General features: G+C 47.3%; 20 protein-coding genes. 9 read left to right on the top strand and 11 right to left on the bottom strand.

Going from position 1 to position 20,188, the window contains the following annotated elements:
* Positions 1 to 2 precede the first annotated feature (2 nt).
* Genes miaA through murJ form a run of 3 tightly spaced genes read right to left on the bottom strand, consistent with a single transcriptional unit; the run spans position 3 to position 3,465 of the window.
* Positions 3 to 1,007, bottom strand: a complete 1,005-nt coding sequence (gene miaA, locus A2X74_RS02070) for a tRNA (adenosine(37)-N6)-dimethylallyltransferase MiaA (RefSeq protein ID WP_293628536.1) — start codon at positions 1,005 to 1,007, stop codon at positions 3 to 5.
* 56 nt (positions 1,008 to 1,063) lie between these two features.
* Positions 1,064 to 1,906, bottom strand: coding sequence for a tetratricopeptide repeat protein (locus tag A2X74_RS02065; protein ID WP_293628538.1), 843 nt, complete (start codon positions 1,904 to 1,906; stop codon positions 1,064 to 1,066).
* Positions 1,907 to 1,911: 5 nt separating this feature from the next.
* Positions 1,912 to 3,465 (bottom strand): murein biosynthesis integral membrane protein MurJ, encoded by a 1,554-nt coding sequence (gene murJ, locus A2X74_RS02060; protein ID WP_293628540.1) that lies wholly within the window; start codon positions 3,463 to 3,465, stop codon positions 1,912 to 1,914.
* A gap of 153 nt (positions 3,466 to 3,618) precedes the next feature.
* Between murJ and rpsT the strand changes: the two genes are divergently transcribed.
* Complete coding sequence (gene rpsT, locus A2X74_RS02055; protein WP_015421893.1) at positions 3,619 to 3,885, top strand: 30S ribosomal protein S20; 267 nt, start codon at positions 3,619 to 3,621, stop codon at positions 3,883 to 3,885.
* A gap of 75 nt (positions 3,886 to 3,960) precedes the next feature.
* Here the strand turns inward: rpsT and A2X74_RS02050 are convergent, their stop codons facing one another.
* A complete protein-coding gene (locus tag A2X74_RS02050) occupies positions 3,961 to 4,275 on the bottom strand; it encodes a DUF3579 domain-containing protein (RefSeq protein ID WP_114691861.1) in 315 nt (104 codons plus the stop codon).
* 153 nt (positions 4,276 to 4,428) lie between these two features.
* Between A2X74_RS02050 and argF the strand changes: the two genes are divergently transcribed.
* From argF to A2X74_RS02035, 3 genes are read left to right on the top strand one after another with little or no spacing between them, the layout of a single operon-like run.
* Positions 4,429 to 5,376 (top strand): ornithine carbamoyltransferase, encoded by a 948-nt coding sequence (argF, locus tag A2X74_RS02045; RefSeq protein WP_293628545.1) that lies wholly within the window; start codon positions 4,429 to 4,431, stop codon positions 5,374 to 5,376.
* A gap of 58 nt (positions 5,377 to 5,434) precedes the next feature.
* Complete coding sequence (locus tag A2X74_RS02040) at positions 5,435 to 6,664, top strand: argininosuccinate synthase (protein ID WP_114653916.1); 1,230 nt, start codon at positions 5,435 to 5,437, stop codon at positions 6,662 to 6,664.
* 46 nt (positions 6,665 to 6,710) lie between these two features.
* A complete protein-coding gene (locus A2X74_RS02035) occupies positions 6,711 to 7,016 on the top strand; it encodes a pyrimidine/purine nucleoside phosphorylase (protein WP_215308360.1) in 306 nt (101 codons plus the stop codon).
* Between the two features lie 95 nt (positions 7,017 to 7,111).
* On the opposite strand, the gene A2X74_RS02030 is transcribed toward A2X74_RS02035, so the two are convergent.
* Together A2X74_RS02030 and A2X74_RS02025 are read right to left on the bottom strand one after the other, a co-directional pair.
* A complete protein-coding gene (locus A2X74_RS02030; RefSeq protein WP_293628553.1) occupies positions 7,112 to 7,567 on the bottom strand; it encodes a DUF192 domain-containing protein in 456 nt (151 codons plus the stop codon).
* Between the two features lie 124 nt (positions 7,568 to 7,691).
* Positions 7,692 to 7,895 carry a cold-shock protein gene (locus tag A2X74_RS02025; protein ID WP_011903586.1) on the bottom strand — a complete coding sequence of 68 codons (204 nt, stop codon included), beginning with the start codon at positions 7,893 to 7,895 and terminating at the stop codon, positions 7,692 to 7,694.
* Positions 7,896 to 8,170: 275 nt separating this feature from the next.
* On the opposite strand from A2X74_RS02025, the gene clpS reads away from it, so the two are divergent.
* From clpS to A2X74_RS02010, 3 genes are all read left to right on the top strand, one after another.
* The gene (gene clpS, locus A2X74_RS02020; RefSeq protein WP_062310600.1) at positions 8,171 to 8,527 is read left to right on the top strand and encodes an ATP-dependent Clp protease adapter ClpS; all 357 of its coding nucleotides are present in this window, start codon (positions 8,171 to 8,173) and stop codon (positions 8,525 to 8,527) included.
* Positions 8,524 to 10,830: an ATP-dependent Clp protease ATP-binding subunit ClpA gene (gene clpA, locus A2X74_RS02015; protein ID WP_293628554.1), complete on the top strand. Its 2,307-nt coding sequence runs from the start codon at positions 8,524 to 8,526 to the stop codon at positions 10,828 to 10,830. The genes clpS and clpA overlap by 4 nt, the downstream gene beginning before the upstream one ends.
* Positions 10,831 to 11,118: 288 nt before the next feature.
* On the top strand, positions 11,119 to 11,850 hold the full coding sequence (locus A2X74_RS02010; protein ID WP_293628555.1) for a hypothetical protein: 732 nt from the start codon (positions 11,119 to 11,121) through the stop codon (positions 11,848 to 11,850).
* Here the strand turns inward: A2X74_RS02010 and dut are convergent, their stop codons facing one another.
* From dut to A2X74_RS01985, 5 genes are read right to left on the bottom strand one after another with little or no spacing between them, the layout of a single operon-like run.
* Positions 11,851 to 12,300 carry a dUTP diphosphatase gene (gene dut / locus A2X74_RS02005; RefSeq protein ID WP_293628556.1) on the bottom strand — a complete coding sequence of 150 codons (450 nt, stop codon included), beginning with the start codon at positions 12,298 to 12,300 and terminating at the stop codon, positions 11,851 to 11,853. It abuts the gene before it with no gap.
* 34 nt (positions 12,301 to 12,334) lie between these two features.
* Positions 12,335 to 13,546 (bottom strand): bifunctional phosphopantothenoylcysteine decarboxylase/phosphopantothenate--cysteine ligase CoaBC, encoded by a 1,212-nt coding sequence (gene coaBC, locus A2X74_RS02000; protein WP_293628557.1) that lies wholly within the window; start codon positions 13,544 to 13,546, stop codon positions 12,335 to 12,337.
* Positions 13,547 to 13,555: 9 nt separating this feature from the next.
* The gene (gene lspA, locus A2X74_RS01995) at positions 13,556 to 14,050 is read right to left on the bottom strand and encodes a signal peptidase II (protein WP_293628558.1); all 495 of its coding nucleotides are present in this window, start codon (positions 14,048 to 14,050) and stop codon (positions 13,556 to 13,558) included.
* A gap of 26 nt (positions 14,051 to 14,076) precedes the next feature.
* On the bottom strand, positions 14,077 to 16,938 hold the full coding sequence (gene ileS / locus A2X74_RS01990) for an isoleucine--tRNA ligase (RefSeq protein WP_293628559.1): 2,862 nt from the start codon (positions 16,936 to 16,938) through the stop codon (positions 14,077 to 14,079).
* On the bottom strand, positions 16,931 to 17,881 hold the full coding sequence (locus A2X74_RS01985) for a bifunctional riboflavin kinase/FAD synthetase (protein WP_293628560.1): 951 nt from the start codon (positions 17,879 to 17,881) through the stop codon (positions 16,931 to 16,933). Before A2X74_RS01985 ends, ileS begins: the two co-directional genes overlap by 8 nt.
* A 51-nt stretch (positions 17,882 to 17,932) precedes the next feature.
* Here A2X74_RS01985 and purN point away from each other — a divergent pair, with 51 nt between their 5' ends.
* Together purN and A2X74_RS01975 are read left to right on the top strand one after the other, a co-directional pair.
* Positions 17,933 to 18,562 (top strand): phosphoribosylglycinamide formyltransferase, encoded by a 630-nt coding sequence (gene purN / locus A2X74_RS01980; RefSeq protein WP_293628561.1) that lies wholly within the window; start codon positions 17,933 to 17,935, stop codon positions 18,560 to 18,562.
* Positions 18,559 to 20,160: an RsmB/NOP family class I SAM-dependent RNA methyltransferase gene (locus A2X74_RS01975; protein WP_293628562.1), complete on the top strand. Its 1,602-nt coding sequence runs from the start codon at positions 18,559 to 18,561 to the stop codon at positions 20,158 to 20,160. The genes purN and A2X74_RS01975 overlap by 4 nt, the downstream gene beginning before the upstream one ends.
* Positions 20,161 to 20,188: the final 28 nt, after the last annotated feature.

Raw genomic sequence — 20,188 nt, 5'->3', positions numbered from 1 at the left:
GCCTATTTGCTGAGGCTTTGCTTGCAGTGCTCTAGGGCCGCATTCAACTCGCTTGGGTTAAATGGGTCAAATGTTTTTCTTCCAGCGATTGCACGCAACCAAGTTAATTGCCGCTTACCAAGCTGCCTAGTCGCAGCGAGTGCTTTGTAGCGCATTTCAGTCTGATCAACTTCCCCGGATAAGAACTCCCAGACTTGTCGATAGCCAACAGAGCGAATCGCAGGTAAGTCACCATGCAGGTCTGGATTTTTTCTGAGCAGCTGAACCTCCTCTAATAATCCTCCGATGAGCATTTCATCAAATCTTTTTTCTAGGTTCTGATGTAAGCGCGAGCGATCGCTGGGCTCGAGCGAAATGAGGTCAATCCACTCCGGAATAGTTGAACCTTCTCTGCCATCTTCGCTTGGCGCATCTGCGAGCAGTTCCGACATTGGTTTGCCAGTAATTTCAAAAACTTCTAAAGCGCGTTGTACCCGTTGTGAGTCATTGGGTTGTAAACGTGCCGCAGTGATGGGGTCTACTTTGGCGAGTTCGGCATGCATCGCAGGCCAGCCAATCAATTTGCCTTGCTCATCGAGGCGGGAGCGGATTTCTGGATCTGCTGGCGGTAAAGAAGAGAGTCCATAGGCCCAGGCCCGCCAATACAACATCGTGCCACCCACCACAATGGGAATATTCCCACGATCACGAATTTCTTCGCATAGTCGCTTAGCATCATTTGCAAAGCGTGCTGCTGAATAGGATTCGGTGGGCTCTAAGATATCAATCAGGTGGTGTTGAACCGCAGCCTGCTCTGCTTTGCTTGGTTTGGCACTTCCAATATCTAGTCCGCGATAAACCAGGGCAGAGTCCATGCTGATGATTTCAACGGTTCTACCTATGAGCTTGGCATGCTCTGCCAAAGCCATGGCGAGATGAGTTTTGCCTGCGCCTGTAGGGCCAACAATACAGAGTATGGGTGGCTGATGAGGTAAATGCGTAGGCTGAATGTGAGGTTCAGTTTGCATAAGACATTATAGGAATGAAATGCTGCAATCTCTATTGAGATTAACGAGCCTACTGCTTAATGTAGTTTTGTTTGACTCTCTAGCGTGGCAATATGCTCACGAATGTCGGCTGCATCTTCTGCGCCAGGCATTTCACTTAAGTAGCGATGAAGGTCGGCTATCGCAGGACGAACGTACTCTAGTTGCGCGAAGATTAATCCACGATCCCGAACCTCTTCGCTTGACTCTGGCAACAAAATGACAAGGCGTTCTTGAATACCCAGCAGACGCTCCCAACGCTCATCTTCGGAGTAAATCATTTTGAGATTTCTCATAAAGCGAGAAAGGATTTCTCGAGAGCTAGAGGCGCGCAAGAAAATATTGAGTGGCAGACTGAGCTCACCACGATAGCCTTTGGCATCGAGGTAAGGATCGAGCATTTCCTGTAATTGATTTTTGGAGAGGGACTCGCCATTCAAAGGATCCATGATGATTTCACCTTGTTGTAAGGAGATGCGCATCATGAAGTGATTAGGGAAAGATACCCCGCGAATATTCAAACCAATTTGCTGACCAAGCTCCATCATCAAGATTGCCAATGAGATTGGAATGCCGCGGCGATTCTCAATGATTTGATGAAGATAAGAATTCTCGGGCGCGTAAAAATCATTCGGATTGGGGCCAAATCCCAATTCGTTGTAAAAGAAATGCTTGAGCAATTGCAGGCGCTGAATCGGTGGCGTATCAGAAGTAATGCGTTGCTTCAACTTATTGCCCCATTGATCGATCTGATCGAGAACACCTTGAACATCCAGATCAGGATAAGCATGTTGTGCAACCGCAACCGTCGCCTCAGTTAAAGGGAAGTGCTCGTCCTCAGCTACGAGGGATGTGAAATAGTCAAGTTGTTGTGTTGGCATAAAAGCTATTTTGCATGACGCAGGAATTTTTGCCAGCGAATGCCAACAAGCCATAGGGCTGCAAAATAAACCACAGCTGCAGCAGCTAGCCATGCAGCCACTAATCCAATGCGAATCCATGGACTAGATTGCAGCTCAATCCAATCGTGTGCAGTAGCGGCGTAATACAAGAGAAAGGCAAAAGGAATTAAGGCAAGTAAGAGCTGCCCTAAGTACTTTAACCATGCAGCGCTAGGTAGAGCGCCACGACGATGGAGGCCAACCCAGAGTAGCGTTGCATTTAGGCAGGCACCAGCACCCACGGAAAGGGCGAGGCCGGCATGGCCTAACCAAGGAACAAAAACTAAATTAGCCAATTGGGTCGCAACCAAGACCAACAAACCAATTTTCACTGGTGTGCGGATATCTTGTCGTGAATAAAAGCCGGGAGCCAGGATCTTCACCAAAATGAGACCAATCAGTCCAACGCCATAAGCTGCTAGTGCACGCTGTGTCATTAGGACATCCATGGCGTTGAACTTGCCGTAGTGATACAGCACCGCTGCTAGTGGCTCACCAAAAATAAAGAGAGCAATTGCGCAAGGGGCCGCTAGCAAAAAGGTGAGCTGCAATCCCCAAATAAGAAGTTCACCAGCATGCACTAAATCATTTTTTGCATTTGCTTTACTGAGACTTGGCAGTAAGACGGTTCCTAGTGCTACGCCTAATAGGGCCGTAGGAAACTCCATCAGACGATCCGCGTAAGAGAGCCAAGACACGCTACCGGTTTGCAAGCGAGAAGCAATATTGGTATTGATGATCAGAGAAATTTGGGCAACAGAGACTGCAAACACCGCAGGCCCCATGAGTTTCATGACGCGCCTTGCATCTGGATTTTGAATGGCTGCTTTGATGGCGCCTGGCAAGAGACCTACTTTAGGCAATAAGCCGAGGCGGGATAGCGCTGGAACCTGAATCGCCAGTTGCAAGAAGCCACCCACGAGCACGCCAATGCTCAAGGCATAAATCGGTTGATCCAAGTGGGGCGCCAAAAATATGGCGCTGCCGATCAGGGCTAAATTGAGTAAAACTGGGGTAAACGCCGGAATGGCGAAGCGGCCAAAAGTATTGAGGATCCCAGCTGACAGAGAAACCATGGAAATAAGGCCAATGTAAGGGAACATGATTCGGGTCATGACTACGCTTGCCTCGTATGCTGGTCCGCCCTCAAAGCCTGTAGCAATCACCAAAATCAACAAGGGGGCGCCGATCACTCCAAGGAGTACCGTAAGCAACAAAGCCCAGAATAAGAGCGTGGCAACGGCATTTACGAGGATTTGGGACTGTTTTACGTCACCCTTGCTGGAAATTTCCCCCAAAATGGGTACAAATGCCTGAGAAAAGGCCCCTTCAGCAAAGAGTCGGCGTAGTAAATTAGGCAGTCTGAAGGCCACATTAAAGGCATCCGTCCACTCAGAGGCCCCAAAACTACGGGCAATCAGGGTCTCCCGGAGGAGTCCGGTGATCCTAGAGAGCATGGTGAGGGAGCTAACCTTGGCGGCAGCAGAAAGCAGATTCATGGGCTAATTTTCCCCTATTTATCAAGCGACTGGGCTTTTTTAGTCCTTTAATGTAAAATCTTGGGTTTTGGTGAGTCAGCTTACAAATTTGGCGAACCCACGCAGATTTTCAGTTAATCGTATTTTGTAATTTTTATATAGCAAGGTTTAAAGATGGCCAATACCGCACAAGCGCGTAAACGCGCACGGCAGGCAGTAAAACAGAATGAGCACAACTCCAGTTTGCGTTCAAAGCTTCGCACTTCAATCAAGGCAGTTCGCAAAGCAATTGAAACTGGCGACAAGGCTGCTGCAGCTAAAGTGTTCGCAGCAACTCAATCAACAATCGACAAGATTGCTGATAAAAAGATTGCTCACAAAAATACTGCATCACGTCAGAAGTCACGTTTGTCTGCAGCTATCAAGGCAATGGCAGCGTAAGACTTTTATAGTTTTAGGCAGACTCTAGAGTAATCGGGGTCTAAGCCCGCTCCTTATCAGAGCGGGTTTTTGTTTTTAGGACTGGGATTGTGAATTCGGTTCGAATTCACAGGCCTCTTCGATTGGTAGGCTGTTGTCTTTGGCAAAGTTCATGACAAAGTCGAGCGCTCTCGGATCAAGGTCTCTCAGTCTGGTATCAATAACAACGCATTTCACTTTTGCAATAACCACTGGCCTGACATAAGGTGAGTAAGTGAAGCGGGGGTCACCAGCATCGCCTGGTGGGCGAAAAGTGGCCATCACTCCGCAAAGACGTTCGGCCCAGTCGCTGGGACGAAAAGGTTTGCCAGAAGTTGTAATGCCTTGAATAAAAAGCTTTTTGTGGTTCAAGTTGGCGTAGAAATCGTTGTAAGGAATCAGTGTTACTCAGCCCTCTAGCTTAACAGTCTGCGAAGGCCTTAAGATGACTTTAGGAACTATTTTCGTGCAGTTCGGTGCTCCAAACAAAAAATGCAAGCTAAAACTCTAGTAGAAAGCTCAACAATGACATCTTTGGCAAAGCCTCAAGTGCCTGGCCAGGTTAAGCATTACTTGCAGTTTGCTGACCTGACACGCGAAGAGTATGACTATCTCCTCAAGCGTTCTGCTTGGCTCAAGACTAAGTTCAAAAGTTACGAGACTTGGCATCCCCTGCACGATCGCACTCTAGCGATGATCTTTGAGAAGCATTCGACTCGTACTCGTCTTTCTTTTGAGGCTGGCATACACCAGCTTGGCGGGCATGCGGTATACCTGAACACCAGAGATACCCAGTTGGGTCGTGGCGAGCCTGTAGAGGACGCTGCGCAGGTCATTTCTAGGATGACCGATATCATCATGATCCGCACTTTCGGCCAAGAGATTATTGAGCGCTTTGCTGCGAATTCTCGTGTGCCGGTGATCAATGGCCTTACTAATGAATACCATCCTTGCCAAGTATTAGCCGATATCTTTACTTTCGTTGAGGCTCGTGGCCCGATCCAAGGCAAAACTGTAGCTTGGGTGGGTGATGCTAACAATATGGCCTATACCTGGATACAGGCAGCTGAGTGTTTAGATTTCCAAATTCGTTTCTCTGCGCCAGGCGGCTATCAGCTTGATGAGTCTAGATTGACTGCTAAAGCGAAGCAACACCTTACTGTTTGTGCTGATCCAAAAGATGCCTGCAAGGATGCTGACTTGGTGACTACCGATGTATGGACCAGCATGGGTTATGAGGATGAGAACACCTCACGCATGAGCGCTTTTAAGGACTGGATGGTGGATGAAGAATTAATGTCTTTGGCAAAGCCAGATGCCTTGTTCATGCATTGTCTGCCTGCCCATCGTGGTGAAGAGGTTTCGGCGGAAGTGATTGATGGCCCTCAAAGTATTGTTTGGGAAGAAGCTGAAAATCGTCTGCATGTTCAAAAGGCCTTGATGGAGTATTTACTCTGCGGCCGTTTGGATTAATTTTTTGAAGCAATTTATTTTGGTTGGTTATTAGTTCATTTTTAATTGAAAAGAAATCATGTCTGATATTAAAAAAGTAGTTCTAGCGTATTCCGGCGGTCTTGACACTAGCGTGATCTTGAAATGGCTTCAAGATACTTATCAATGCGAGATCGTTACTTTCACGGCCGATTTAGGTCAGGGTGAGGAGCTTGAGCCAGCGCGCGCTAAAGCGCTGCAGTTTGGTATCAAGCCAGAAAATATTTTTATCGATGATTTGCGCGAAGAGTTTGTGCGTGACTTTGTATTCCCGATGTTCCGCGCTAATACGATTTACGAAGGTGAATATCTTTTAGGTACTTCCATCGCGCGTCCATTAATCGCTAAGCGTCAAATTGAAATTGCTCGCCAAACTGGTGCTGATTCTGTATCGCATGGTGCCACTGGAAAAGGCAATGACCAAGTTCGTTTTGAGCTGGGTTACTACGCACTTGAGCCAGGAATCAAAGTCATTGCTCCTTGGCGTGAGTGGGATCTGCTTTCTCGTGAAAAATTGATGGCTTATGCAGAAAAGCATGGTATTCCAGTTGAGATGAAGCACAAGCAAGGTGGTTCCCCATATTCTATGGATGCCAACTTATTGCACATTAGTTACGAGGGCCGTCATCTCGAGAACCCAAATGCTGAAGCAGAAGAATCCATGTGGCGCTGGACGGTCTCTCCTGAGAAGGCTCCAGATACCCCAGAAATCATTGAAATTGAATTCCGTGCTGGTGATCCAGTAGCCATCAATGGCAAGGCATATAAGCCCCATGAGTTGTTGGCTGAGCTCAATCGCATCGGTGGCATGCATGGCATTGGTCGACTTGACTTGGTTGAGAACCGCTTTGTAGGTATGAAGAGCCGCGGCTGCTATGAAACTCCTGGCGGCACTATTTTGTTGAAAGCGCACCGCGGTATTGAGAGCATTACTTTGGATCGTGAAGTAGCCCACCTCAAAGATGATTTGATGCCACGTTACGCCAGCTTGATCTACAACGGTTTATGGTGGGCGCCAGAGCGTCTGGCTCTGCAAACATTGATCGATCATACGCAGCAGATGGTTAATGGCGTTGTGCGTTTGAAGCTGTATAAGGGGTCTGTTTCTGTGATCTCACGTGATTCAGCGAACACCCTGTTTGATCAAACTATCGCCACCTTTGATGATGACGGTGGTGCATACAACCAAGCTGATGCTGGTGGATTCATCAAGCTCAATGCTTTGCGCATGCGAATTGCTGAAACTGCAAGACGTAAGCGTGCTAAATAATTTCGATAAATAACTAACTAGTAAATTCAGATTAGAAAGAATAAAGATGCAATTTGATCAAGTTTCTGTAGGCAAGAAAGCCAATGTATTTTTTGATGGTAAGTGCGTATCTCACACTGTGACTTTGCCTAATGGCGTTCGTAAGTCTGTCGGCGTAGTGTTACCAAGTACTTTACGTTTTGATCTGAGCACTAAAGAAGTCATGGAAGTAGTCGATGGAAATGCATTTGTCAGCATCAACGGCGCTCCTGAAGTCGAATTCAAGGCTGGTCAAAGCTGGGAAGTGGAAAAGGGTGGTTATTTCATTATCCGTGCCGAGTCACCAGTGCACTATGTTTGCCACTTTGAATAAGTAGGCGAGCAAACAAGAGAAGCATTCCTCTTGCATCCAAAAGAAAACGCAGGCCTCGGTCTGCGTTTTTTATTGCTAACCCCGACTGAATGACCTTATCTCTTGGGCAAGCCTTGAATAACGGTACCTGGCACGATCACTCTTTCAGAGAACCACTGTTTATTCATCTCTAGAGCATAGCGAATTGGAGCTTGAGGGCAGTGATTGTTAGTTGTCTGCGCTTGCATCTCTTCGATATTCACAATCTTGCCATCATCAGCAATGAAGGCGATGGATAGTGGGATCTTGGTGTTGCTCATCCAGAAGCAATGCCCTGCTTTTTGCTCAAAGATAAACAACATGCCTGAGTTAGTAGGCATGTTGGTGCGATTCATGAGTCCGACTTCACGTGCTTTAGGGGTGTCGGCTAACTCCGCCTGAATGCGATAGATACCAGCCTTAAGCTCAACGATTGGCAGACCAGTATTGACCTGCGCGAAGCTAACAGCAGAAAAGAAGCTGGAAGCGGTGATTAGTAGGGTAAGAATTTTTTTGATTTTGGATTGGAGCATGGTGTTCTGAGTGATCCGTTGGTGTGAGGGTAATTCTAAGTCAGGGTACAAGCAGGGAAAGAAAATTCAGGCGAAAAAAAACCCAGGAACAAGTCCTGGGTTTTTAATAATGATCTAAAGCAGATTAAGCTGCTTGGATATTAGTAGCTTGTTTGCCTTTAGGGCCTTGGGTAATGTCAAACGTTACCTTTTGGTTTTCCTTGAGGGTTTTGAACCCAGGCATTGTGATTGCGCTGAAATGCGCAAACAACTCTTCTTCACCATCATCAGGTTTGATAAAGCCAAAACCTTTTGCATCATTGAACCACTTAACAATTCCGGTCGCCATGCGAACTCCATTACATAAACTTAAAACAACCGTGATGAGGGTGAATACTTTTTAATCAGTCTCGCTCTACAACACGCCTAAATAGGACTCCAAATAAAGCCTACCCCCTGATTGTTTGCCCTTTATGGTGGGGTGTCAAGGGGTTGGGTAAAGATAGTTACTGCTAAAGACCCCTTTTTTTATCGAAAAATGCCCCAATATGGGGTTAGGAGGCCTTTCTTGATGGTTTTTTGCAACAAAGCCCTCAAATCCAAATTTTTACATCTGTGTTTAGAATGTTTCTCATGAGTCGTACAACGAAAAATCCCACGGTTGGCAATCCAAATAACCCTCACATTGAAGACACCATTCTTCTCGAAAAGCAGGCCGAGAAATTAAAGGCGCCTTCGATGTATAAAGTTTTACTATTGAATGACGATTACACACCAATGGAATTTGTGGTGATGGTTATTCAGGAGTATTTTAATAAAGATCATGAAACAGCTACACGGATCATGTTGCAGGTTCATTTAGTTGGCAAAGGCATTTGCGGTGTATTTACACGTGATGTTGCGGCAACAAAAGTGCATCAAGTTATCGAGCTCTCCCGCGAAGCGGGTCACCCACTACAGTGCACTATGGAGGAAGCATGATTGCCCAGGAACTAGAAGTCAGTTTGCACATGGCATTTGTTGATGCGCGAGCTTCAAGACATGAATTTATTACGGTTGAGCATTTGCTTGCCGCTTTGTTAGATAACGCTACGGCAGTCGAGGTTTTAAAAGCCTGTGCTGTCAATATTGCTGAGCTGCGTGCGCAACTCAAAAACTTTATTAATGACAACACACCAGTTGTACCTGGTAACGATGAAGTTGATACGCAGCCAACCTTAGGTTTTCAGCGCGTAATTCAGCGCGCCATCATGCATGTGCAATCCACATCAAGCGGCAAAAAAGAAGTGACTGGTGCGAACGTACTGGTTGCCATCTTTGGTGAAAAAGATTCGCACGCGGTTTATTTCTTGCAGCAACAAGGCGTGACTCGTTTGGATGTCGTGAACTTTATTAGCCACGGTGTACGCAAGGATCAAACTGAGCAAGTGAAGCCTGCTGAATCTACTCAAGAGACTGAAGACGCATCCTCTGGCGGTAAAGAGAGTCCATTGGAGCAATACACTCAGAACCTGAATGTCATGGCTAAACAGGGCAAGATTGATCCACTCATTGGCCGTGAGAGCGAAGTTGAGCGTGTGATTCAGGTGCTTTGCCGTCGTCGTAAAAATAATCCGCTCTTGGTGGGTGAGGCTGGTGTGGGTAAGACTGCGATTGCTGAAGGCCTTGCCTGGAGAATTGTGAAGGGCGATGTGCCTGAAATCCTGGCTGATGCCACAGTCTATTCATTGGATATGGGCGCGCTCTTGGCGGGTACTAAATACCGCGGTGATTTTGAGCAACGCTTGAAGAGTGTTCTCAAGTCCTTAAAAGACAGCCCGCATGGCGTTTTATTTATCGATGAGATTCATACTCTGATTGGTGCTGGTGCGGCCTCAGGCGGTACATTAGATGCGAGCAATTTATTAAAGCCTGCTTTATCAAATGGCCAGCTGAAGTGTATCGGCGCAACTACCTTTACTGAATACCGCGGCATTTTTGAAAAAGATGCAGCGCTATCACGTCGATTCCAAAAAGTGGATGTGGTTGAGCCAACCGTCGATCAGACTGTGCAAATTCTGCGTGGCCTTAAATCTCGTTTTGAAGAGCATCATGGTGTTAAATATGCTTCCGCTGCTTTAGTGGCTGCTGCTGAGCTATCTTCACGCTATATCAATGATCGTCATTTGCCAGACAAGGCAATTGATGTAATTGATGAAGCAGGCGCAGCGCAGCGCATTTTGCCAAAGTCTAAGCAGAAGAAAACCATTGGCCGTCCAGAGATTGAAGAGATCGTTGCGAAGATTGCTCGCATACCGCCACAGTCTGTAACTGTGGATGATCGTAGCAAGTTGCAAACACTGGATCGCGATATTAAGAGCGTGGTGTTTGGTCAAGATCCTGCAATTGAGGCGTTGGCGAGTGCTATTAAGATGACTCGCGCTGGTCTTGGCAAGATCGATAGGCCAATTGGATCATTCTTGTTCTCTGGTCCAACTGGTGTTGGTAAGACTGAAGTTGCTAAGCAGCTTGCCTACATACTCGGGATTGAGCTTTTGCGTTTTGATATGTCGGAGTATATGGAGCGTCATGCTGTCAGCCGCTTGATTGGCGCGCCACCTGGATATGTTGGCTTTGATCAAGGCGGCTTGCTGACTGAGGCCGTAAATAAAAAGCCACATTGCGTACTCTTGCTTGATGAAATCGAAAAGGCTCATCCAGACATTTTCAATATTCTCTTGCAGGTAATGGATCATGGCACCCTCACGGATAACAACGGCCGTAAGACCGACTTCCGTAATGTCATCATCATTATGACCACTAATGCTGGTGCCGAAGCCATGCAGAAGTCCACCATTGGCTTTACCAATGCACGTGAGTCTGGTGATGAGATGGCGGATATCAAGAAGTTCTTCACACCAGAGTTCCGTAACCGTCTAGATGCGATTGTTTCCTTCAAGGCGCTTGATGAAACTATCATCATGCGAGTTGTTGATAAGTTCTTAATGCAGTTAGAAGAGCAATTGCATGAGAAGAAAGTGGATGCAAGCTTTAGTCCGGCATTGCGCGCGCATCTGGCTAAGCATGGTTTTGACCCACTTATGGGTGCAAGACCAATGCAACGCATTATTCAAGATACAGTTCGCAAAGCCTTGGCTGATGAATTGCTATTCGGTAAATTGGCGCAGGGCGGTCATGTGGACGTTGACATTGATGCTGATGGCAAAGTTCAACTTCAGTTTGATGCCCCCGTGATTCCGGGTAAGCGGCCTAAGGCGGATGTAGCGCCAGTTGAAGAAATTTAACTTACTTTATCCTTAACTCTTAGTTACTCAAAAGCCACCTTCGGGTGGTTTTTGTATTTAATGTGGCGGCACACCGCTGAATATCAGTCTTCACCCTGTAAATAAACTCTCATTCAAGCGCTGAGATAGGCTTTGCCAATGAGTTATATCTATTGTTGCGCTTAAAGAGTATCTTTAAGGTATCCGAAGGCTTATAACTGTTACAGCCTTGGGCTTCTCAACCTCACGTAACAGTCATCCTCTCTAGCGAATTAGAGTAGGCCTCATTCTTCTCAGAAAATTTTTTATATGTTTAAAAAACTTGCAACGGCAAGTTTAATTGCGCTTGTATGTAGCATGCCCCATGCTCAAATTAATATCGACACATCAGCGACTACTACAGGTGGTGCTATTACCAGTAGCCCTCTCAGTAATTCTGTTTCCACTGTCGGTGACGTCATAGCTGGCCCGTCGAGTTCAAGTGTTGGAGACCTTACTACTGGATCATCAAGCTCAACATCGCTCGGTGGATCAGTAGGCAATACCTCTACAGGCGCCTCCAGCTCGCAAGGAAATATTTCAGGAAACACCACCATTTCAACCTCCTATGCAGCCCCTAAGATTCCTGTAGCTACAGCATTTTCTCCGGCAAATCATCCCACTGCTCCCTGTATGGGGTCCACATCTATTGGGGGCTCTGCAGTCTTGTTTGGTTTTAGTGCTGGCTCATCCTGGGAGGCAGCAGAGTGCATGACTTTTGAGGCGGCAAGATCATTTGATCAGGTTGGTATGTATGAAGATGCCTTAGCAATTAAATGCACCAGTAAATATTCTGCAGCTGCACCCAGCTGCATTAAGCTTCGTGAGCAGGAGGATGAATTGCGGAAAAAAGCGGAAGCGCTCGCATTTGATATACCTCAGCAGTTTGCTGTAATCTCAAACTTAGGCGCTAGCTATACAGAAACTATTGATCCCATATCTGGATTCAAAACAATCATTGACACTCGTGATGCGCGAATACATCCCGTATTGAGTAGGTAACTACGCTCTTCCAGTGCTCCCAAAACCACCCGCACCACGACTACTCTCAGTGAACTCTTCAACTACTTTGAGTTGAACTTGTTGCACTGGCATCACTACTAACTGAGCCAGGCGCTCCATAGGCTCGAGCTTGAATGTTGTAGATCCGCGATTCCAGGTGCTCACCATGAGTTGGCCTTGGTAGTCTGAATCAATCAGTCCCACGAGGTTCCCCAGTACGATGCCATGTTTATGGCCCAAACCAGAACGTGGTAGGATGAACGCTGCATAGCGTGGATCTTCTACATAAATCGCTAAACCTGTTGGGATGAGAACGGTTTGTCCTGGAGCGATTTCAATGGCTTCATCAATGCAGGCGCGCAGATCCAAACCGGCGCTGCCTGGTGTGCCATAGCTTGGCAACTGGTCTCGCATACGTTCATCGAGAATTTTGACTTGAAGTTCTTGCATACAATTTCCTAAAGCAGGGTATTGGTTTGGGGGATTAAATTTTCTTAGCAACTAGTGCAATGAGTTGGCGTGCTAGCTGAAGCTTGTCAGCCTTGGCAATTTTCTTACTAGTATTTTTTTCTACAATGAGTAATTCATTGAGATCGCTGCCAAAAGTATCGGGGCCAATATTGCCTACGATCATCGGAATACCTTTGCGCTGCAGTTTTTCTTGCGCATGCTTCAGAAGGTCTGTGGATTCTGCAGCAAAGCCAACGCAATAAGGGTGGGGCTTGCCACCTTTTGTTTTTACTGTCTTTGCAATATCCGCCAGAATGTCTGGATTAGCAATAAATTCAAGGTTTGGAGCCTGCTTGCCTTGACGCTTTATCTTCTCTTTGGCGGGTTTTGCAATACCCCAATCGGCAACAGCAGATACCGCAAGGAAAATATCGCAGTCTGTAGATTGCATGGTGGCTGCGTGCATTTCTCTGGCGCTAACTACATTAGTGCGCGTAATTTTGCCAGTGGCAGCCAGTGGTGTATCTAACTCGCAAGGGCCAGCTATCAGGTGAACTTCTGCACCAGCCTCTACAGCGGCGCGAGCGATTGCAAACCCCATCTTGCCAGAGCTGCGATTGGTAATACCGCGAACAGGATCGATTGCTTCAAAGGTAGGTCCCGCAGTAATTAAAACTCTCTTACCTACCAACGGTTTCTTCTGAAAGAAGGCAATTAATTGCTCGGTAATTTCTGCGGGTTCGAGCATGCGACCAAAACCCACTTCGCCACACGCCTGAAAGCCACTTGCAGGGCCGAGTAGGGTGACATTGTCTTTAATCAGTCGTTCAGCACTTCTTTGGGTTGCGGCATGCTCCCACATTTGTTTATTCATGGCGGGAGCAAGCAATAAGGGGCAATCCCTTGCCAGGCAAAGTGTGGTGAGTAAATCATCAGCCAGGCCAAGAGATAGTTTAGCCATCAGATCTGCACTTGCTGGCGCAATCAAAATCGCATCTGCAGCTCTAGATAGTTCAATATGAGCCATATTATTGGCAATGCTGCTATCCCATTGGCTGGTGTAAACCGGATTGCCTGTGAGCGCTTGCATGGTGACTGGTGTCACAAATTGTTGAGCAGCTTGGGTCATCACCACTTGAACGCTGGCACCTTCTTGTATTAACTGACGTGCTAGCTCAGCCGACTTGTAGGCCGCAATGCCACCAGAAATGCCGAGAACGATTTTCTTATTTAAAAGTGATTGCATGGGGCCAGCTTAATAGGATTGAGGCGTTTTGCCAAATGACTTGCGAAGCTCGCCCCAAATAATGAGGCCAGCACCAACACAAATGGCGCTATCGGCAATATTGAATGCGGGCCAATGCCAATTGGCGTAATGTAGGTCAATAAAATCTACTACAGCACCATACATGATGCGATCCAAGACGTTCCCTAGAGCGCCCCCTAGAATGAGACTGAGAGCCCAGCAGAGCATTTTGTCGGCCAGACTCTTGTGTAGCAACCAAAGGATATAAGCTGAGGCTAATAAGCCTAAGACCGTAAAGAACCAGCGCTGCCACCCCGAGCTCTGCGCTAAAAAAGAAAACGCAGCTCCTGGGTTAAATAGCAGCAACCAGCTCATAAATGGCAGGACCGGTTCCGGTACGCCTAATTGAAGATTGCTTAAGGCAGACCATTTACTCAGTTGGTCTAGCAATAGCGTAATGATTGCAATTGCTAGATAACGAAGAAATGATAGGTTTGCGCTCATGATGTAGTGGTATGAATGCTGATTGTTTATGCAAACAAACGTGCTTCACCACCCCCAAAAAGATTGCTGATGCAGCGGCCGCATAACTCTGGATGTTCAGCATTAGCGTCAACATCGGCAGTGTGATGCCAACAACGGCCACACTTCTTATATTGGCTGCCTCGCACAAGGACTTCTAGACCGCCATTACTCAATTCAATATTGGCACTGGAGGTAATGGTGACGAAGCGCAAGTCATCTTCAAGAGAATGCAAAATCGCAAAATCGACATCACCCACTTTAATGGTCAGCTCTGCTTGCAGGGATGAGCCTACGTTGCCAGCCTCACGTTCAATCTCAATAGCTTTAGTTACCTCGGAGCGAATTTCGCGAATGCGTCCCCACTTTGCAAGTAGCTCTGTTGCATGGTTGATTTTTGGGAAGGTGCCAAACTCTTCCATGAAGATGGATTCACTGAGTTTTTCATTAGCCGCATGGGGGAGCGATGTCCAGGCTTCTTCTGCGGTAAAGGAGAGGAACGGCGCTAGCCATTTAAGTAGATTGCGAGTGATGTGAAACAGTGCATTTTGTGCGGCACGACGCTCTTTAGAGTCTGGAGCACTGGTATAGAGGCGGTCTTTCAGAATATCTAAGTAGAAGCCACCCAAATCTTCCGAACAGAAAGTTAGCATGCGAGCTACAGCAGGCTGGAACTCATAAGCCTTGTAGTGAGCCTGAACTTCATTTTGTAATTGATTGGCGAGAGCAACAGCATAGCGATCAATCTCAAGCCACTCGCTTGCAGGCATGCTGTGCTTTGATGGATCAAAGTCGGAGAGGTTGGCCAGCAAGAAACGCAAAGTATTGCGAATACGACGATAGCTTTCCACTACCCGTTTCAGAATCTCATCGGAAATGGTCATCTCACCGGAATAATCGGTAGACGCTACCCACAAGCGAATAATCTCTGCACCCAGCTTGTCGGCAACCTGTTGAGGTGCAATGACGTTACCCACAGACTTGCTCATCTTGCGGCCTTGTCCATCGACGGTAAAGCCATGCGTCAGCAGTGCTTTGTACGGCGGCTTGCCATCGAGCATTGCGCCAGTAAGCAGAGATGAGTGGAACCAACCGCGGTGTTGGTCTGAACCTTCAAGATATAAATCAGCTAAACGACCATCAGCGCTTTCGGCTTCAGGGCGATAGAGCTCATCACGGTGTGAGCCACGAATGACGTGCCAATGCGTAGTGCCGGAATCAAACCACACATCCAAGGTGTCACGATTCTTCTCATATTGAGCCCCTTCTTCACCAAGCAGTTCAGCCACCTCAAGTTTTTGCCAAGCTTCAATACCTTCTTTTTCAACTCGCTTTGCAATCTCTTCGAGTAATTCCACTGTACGAGGATGGGGTTCACCGCTTTCCTTGTGCACAAAGAAGGCCATGGGCACACCCCATTGACGTTGACGTGACAAGGTCCAATCTGGACGGTTGGCAATCATGCTCTTTAGGCGCTGCTTACCCCAGGCCGGGAAGAACTCAGTATTTTCAATGCCAGTTAAGGCTGCCTCGCGCAGACTTGCTTTGCCATCAGATGGTCTCTTATCCATGCTTGCAAACCACTGTGAGGTTGCACGATAAATAATTGGCGACTTGTGACGCCAGCAATGCATGTAAGAGTGGGTATAAGTCTTATCGCGCAAGAGGCTGCCTGCTTCACGCATGGCTTCGACAATCTTCGGATTGGCTTTCCAAATATATTCATTGGCAAAGAGTGGCAACCAGGAGGCATAGACGCCATTACCCATCACTGGGTTCAAGATATCTTTATCTGCTAACTTATTTGCTTTGCAAGACTTAAAGTCTTCCTCACCATAGGCTGGTGCAGAGTGCACAACACCAGTACCAGTATCGAGCGTGACATATTCAGCTGGGTAGATTGGTGAGAGGCGCTTGTATCCCTCGTGCAATGGAGCAAGCGGATGCCAGAATGAGATGTTTGCTAATTGACTACCTAAACAAGTAGCAATCACTTTACCTTCAAGGCCAAAATCTTCGAGGCAAGTCTCTACTCGGTCTTTTGCCAGGATGAGTAACTTATCGCCGGTATCTACCAAAGCGTAGCTGAGTTCAGGGTGAACATTCAGCGCTTGATTGGATGGGATGGTCCAAGGTGTTGTGGTCCAAATCACAATCATTCCGGGCTTGGCTGGAATCTCAGGTAGACCAAATGCTTTTGCCAATTGTGGACGCTGCGCATCATCAAAAGCAAAACCAACGTCGACCGTTGGATCAGTCTTGTCTTGGTATTCCACTTCAGCTTCGGCTAATGCGGAGCCGCAATCAAAGCACCAGTTGACAGGCTTTAGGCCGCGGAATACGTATCCCTTTTCCCAGATTTTCCCGAGTGCACGAATTTCATCGGCCTCATTGCGATAATTCATGGTGAGATAGGGGTTATTCCAGTCGCCCAATACACCCAAACGTTCAAAGTCTTTTTTCTGCTTGTCTACCTGTACCTTGGCGTAAGCACGAGCTTTTGATTGAACTTCAGCAGTAGGTAGATTTTTGCCAAACTCTTTTTCAATCTGAATCTCAATCGGCATGCCATGGCAATCCCAGCCTGGCACGTATGTAGAGTCAAAGCCCATTAACCAGCGGGACTTCACGATCATATCCTTGAGGATCTTATTTACGGCATGACCAATATGAATATCGCCATTTGCATACGGGGGGCCATCATGCAAAATAAATTTTGGTTGATTAGCATGTGCTGCGCGAATCTTTTCGTAGAGTATATTTTTCTGCCATTGAGCAACCCATTGAGGCTCACGCTTTGGCAGGTCTCCCCGCATTGGGAATGAGGTCTCTAGAAGATTAACGGGATAAGAGTTTTCTTTTTCAGACATAAGCTTTTTTCTGGAAATAATTTCTGGCATGCGCTGCATCAGATGCAATCGCTTTGGTAAGAGTGTCGAGGTCAGAGTACTTCGCCTCGTCACGGATTTTTTCTAAGAGTTCAACGGTAATAATTTTTCCGTAAACATCTGCGTTGTAATCAAAGATGTGTGTCTCTAAGAGAACTCGACCTTCGTCTTCGACTGTTGGCCTTACCCCGAGGCTGGCTACAGCAGGAAGTGGCTTGTCTCCAAGGCCTACTACTTGTGCAGTAAATATGCCAGAACAGGCAGGTTTGCGGTGATGCAGGTGATTGGCAACAGCGAGATTGAGTGTGGGGAATCCTAAAGTGCGCCCTAGCTTTTGTCCGTGAATGACATGACCAGAAATGCCATAGGGGCGTCCTAATAACTTGCTGGCTTGATCCATGTCTCCGTTAGCTAAGGCATTGCGAAGTGCTGAGCTGGAAATTCTTTCGCCATCTTCTTGCACGGTGTGAATGCTGGAAACTTCGAAACCATATTTTTCACCAGCAGCTTTGAGGCTTCCAAAATTGCCCGCGCGCTTTGCGCCATAGCAAAAATCATCCCCAATCAAAATCCATTTGGCATTGAGTTGTTTGATGATGATTTCAGAAACGAACTCTTCTGGAGTTAGTCGAGCGAAAGCAGTGTTGAAATGTTCCACCACTACACGATCGATGCCGATGTCGGCAAAGGCGGCAAGCTTATCGCGTAAATTTAAAATGCGAGGCGGCGCCTGCTCTGGGGAAAAGAATTCCTTAGGGTGTGGCTCGAAAGTCATCACACAGCTAACCAAGCCACGCTCTTGGGCGCCATCCTTCAGTTGTTTGAGCAGGGCGCGATGACCCCTGTGCACGCCATCGAAATTACCGATGGTTAAGGCACAAGCCGGTCCTGCAGAAAACTGGGTGGGGCCACGGAATACGTTCACTAAATCGCTTTCAGGGTCGCTTTCGGGGTAACCATCAATTATATTGTGGGCATGCCATCTATCGTCACCTTAATCTCAGGCCGCGGATCCAATTTCGAGGCTATCGTCAAAACAGCTCAAAATGAGCAGTGGCCCGTCACGTTTGCGGGGGTGATTGCTAATCACTCTGCGGCTAAGGGCCTTGATTTTGCTCGCTCTCAGGGCATTCCTGCCTTTGTTATTGAGCACAAAGAGCATGCTACGCGCGAGTCCTTTGATGCCGCCCTCATCGCGAAAATCGATGAATTGGGGGCTGATTTAGTGGTTCTCGCGGGTTTTATGCGCATTCTGACCCCGGGCTTTATCCGCCATTTTGAGGGTCGACTCATCAATATTCACCCAGCCTTGCTGCCAGCCTTCCCAGGTTTGCATACCCACGAGCGGGCTTTGGAGGCTGGTGTAGCCGAACATGGTGCCAGTGTGCACTTTGTTACCGAGGGTGTCGATGAAGGCCCCATCATCTGCCAGGCCTCGGTCCCAGTGCTTCCGGGCGATGATGCAGATAGTTTGGCGGCACGAGTTTTAGCTGCAGAACATCAGATTTACCCGCGGGCCGTAAAATGGTTCCTAGATGGACGATTGCGAATAGAAGGTAATCAAGTTCAGGTTCAACCACCGGAGTCGCAATTAATAAAATTATGAGTAAAGAACGTTCATCCCGCGGAGCCGGTACTGGCTCAAAGTCTGGATCCAGATCTGGATCACGCCTAGGCCCACAAAAGAGTTATGCCGCTAAATCTAAGGATCCATTGCGTCGCCCAGAGCGTCGTAATGCGAGCGGAAACATCATTGCGCCCGAAGGTCAAAAAAACTTTTCCAATGCAAAAGCATTGCCACAACATGCGATTCATTTGGAGCGCTTGCTGCCAGAGCTACTGAATTTTGAGCAACCAGCTGATCGTGTAGTGAGTCGGTATTTCCGCTCTGAACCGCAGCTAGGTAATCGCGATCGCGCTTTAATTGCTGAGAGTGCTTTTGCCATCTTGCGTCGTAAAAATGAGTTTTCACAATTTGCTTCAAGTGGTGAGGGATCACAGGCCAGACGCTTAGCCCTATTGGGTTTGCTGTCTGCTCTGTCTGAAGGTGGTCTTGGTTCTGCTAATCGAGCTGAGAGTGCAATTGCCGACTTAGCCCATGTGCTGAAGACAGGTGAGTATGAATGGTTGCAACGTTTTGCAATAGTGGATCCATCTGCACTCAATCCTTTAGTTCGGAATAATTTGCCAGAATGGTTATGGGAAGCTTTTGGAAAATATCCTGGTGAAGAATCTCGCGAAGAGTTAGCTAAATCACTCATGCACCCAGCTCTTTTAGATTTGCGTGCCAACACCATGAAGACGACTCGTGAGCAATTGCTTGCTGAGATGAATGCCCTTGGCGGTCGCTATCAAGCAATCCCAACTCCGTATGCTCCTGATGGTGTGCGCATTATGGGTAAGCCTGCTTTGCAAAATACGGTTGGTTTTAAAGCGGGGATGTTTGAGGTTCAAGATGAAGGCAGTCAGCTCTTGGCTTATTTGCTGGCGCCTAAGCGCGGTGAGATGGTGGTGGACTTTTGCGCAGGTGCTGGTGGCAAGACTTTGGCGATTGGAGCCATCATCCGCTCCACAGGCCGTTTGTATGCGCTGGATACATCAGAGCGTCGCTTAGCCAATTTGAAGCCACGTCAAGCTCGTAGTGGCCTTTCTAACGTCCATCCCGTTTGGATTGATAGCGAGAATGACACCAAGATCAAGCGCTTGGCCGGCAAGATTGACCGCGTTTTAGTGGATGCACCCTGCAGTGGTATGGGTACTTTGCGCCGTAATCCGGATCTGAAATGGCGTCAGACCCCAGAAGGGGTTCTGGAACTTAATCAAAAGCAAATGAATATATTGGCTTCGGCAAGTCGCTTGCTCAAGCCAGGAGGCCGCTTGGTTTACGCCACATGCAGCTTATTACCTCAAGAAAACCAGCAAATTGCAGAAGATTTCTTGGCAAAGCACCCCAATTTTGAGGTTGTTCGAGCAGCTGAGGTTCTTAAGCCATTGTTTCCAAAGGATAAAATCCCCATGGGATGTAGTCCTGACAACCCTTGGTGGCAGCTTTGGCCTCATATTCACGGGACAGACGGCTTCTTTGGGGCTGTTTTTCAAAAGAAGGCTTCCGCTCCTGTTGAGAAGATTGATCAGGATGACGTAAAAGGCGAAGAAAAAGAGACAAAGATCAAAACCAAGAAAGTCGCTAAAGAACTAAAATAAGGGTTTATACCTCCTCTTAAGGAAACCC

Origin of the sequence: Polynucleobacter sp. GWA2_45_21 (assembly GCF_001830325.1) — a bacterium.
Taxonomy (GTDB): domain Bacteria; phylum Pseudomonadota; class Gammaproteobacteria; order Burkholderiales; family Burkholderiaceae; genus Polynucleobacter.
Note: the sequence above shows the minus strand (reverse complement) of the source record. Positions and strands in the feature narration are given on the sequence as shown.

What these genes read in the sequence shown, in the direction of transcription:
- rpsT (WP_015421893.1), top strand. Translation starts at nt 3,619, where the DNA reads ATGGCCAATACCGCACAAGCGCGTAAACGCGCACGGCAGGCAGTAAAA.
- clpS (WP_062310600.1), top strand. Translation starts at nt 8,171, where the DNA reads ATGTTTCTCATGAGTCGTACAACGAAAAATCCCACGGTTGGCAATCCA.
- ileS (WP_293628559.1), bottom strand. Translation starts at nt 16,938, where the DNA reads ATGTCTGAAAAAGAAAACTCTTATCCCGTTAATCTTCTAGAGACCTCA.
- A2X74_RS02035 (WP_215308360.1), top strand. Translation starts at nt 6,711, where the DNA reads ATGCAATTTGATCAAGTTTCTGTAGGCAAGAAAGCCAATGTATTTTTT.
- purN (WP_293628561.1), top strand. Translation starts at nt 17,933, where the DNA reads ATGCCATCTATCGTCACCTTAATCTCAGGCCGCGGATCCAATTTCGAG.
- A2X74_RS02025 (WP_011903586.1), bottom strand. Translation starts at nt 7,895, where the DNA reads ATGGCGACCGGAATTGTTAAGTGGTTCAATGATGCAAAAGGTTTTGGC.
- A2X74_RS02065 (WP_293628538.1), bottom strand. Translation starts at nt 1,906, where the DNA reads ATGCCAACACAACAACTTGACTATTTCACATCCCTCGTAGCTGAGGAC.
- A2X74_RS02010 (WP_293628555.1), top strand. Translation starts at nt 11,119, where the DNA reads ATGTTTAAAAAACTTGCAACGGCAAGTTTAATTGCGCTTGTATGTAGC.
- A2X74_RS01975 (WP_293628562.1), top strand. Translation starts at nt 18,559, where the DNA reads ATGAGTAAAGAACGTTCATCCCGCGGAGCCGGTACTGGCTCAAAGTCT.
- A2X74_RS02040 (WP_114653916.1), top strand. Translation starts at nt 5,435, where the DNA reads ATGTCTGATATTAAAAAAGTAGTTCTAGCGTATTCCGGCGGTCTTGAC.
- murJ (WP_293628540.1), bottom strand. Translation starts at nt 3,465, where the DNA reads ATGAATCTGCTTTCTGCTGCCGCCAAGGTTAGCTCCCTCACCATGCTC.
- A2X74_RS02030 (WP_293628553.1), bottom strand. Translation starts at nt 7,567, where the DNA reads ATGCTCCAATCCAAAATCAAAAAAATTCTTACCCTACTAATCACCGCT.
- lspA (WP_293628558.1), bottom strand. Translation starts at nt 14,050, where the DNA reads ATGAGCGCAAACCTATCATTTCTTCGTTATCTAGCAATTGCAATCATT.
- coaBC (WP_293628557.1), bottom strand. Translation starts at nt 13,546, where the DNA reads ATGCAATCACTTTTAAATAAGAAAATCGTTCTCGGCATTTCTGGTGGC.
- argF (WP_293628545.1), top strand. Translation starts at nt 4,429, where the DNA reads ATGACATCTTTGGCAAAGCCTCAAGTGCCTGGCCAGGTTAAGCATTAC.
- dut (WP_293628556.1), bottom strand. Translation starts at nt 12,300, where the DNA reads ATGCAAGAACTTCAAGTCAAAATTCTCGATGAACGTATGCGAGACCAG.
- miaA (WP_293628536.1), bottom strand. Translation starts at nt 1,007, where the DNA reads ATGCAAACTGAACCTCACATTCAGCCTACGCATTTACCTCATCAGCCA.
- clpA (WP_293628554.1), top strand. Translation starts at nt 8,524, where the DNA reads ATGATTGCCCAGGAACTAGAAGTCAGTTTGCACATGGCATTTGTTGAT.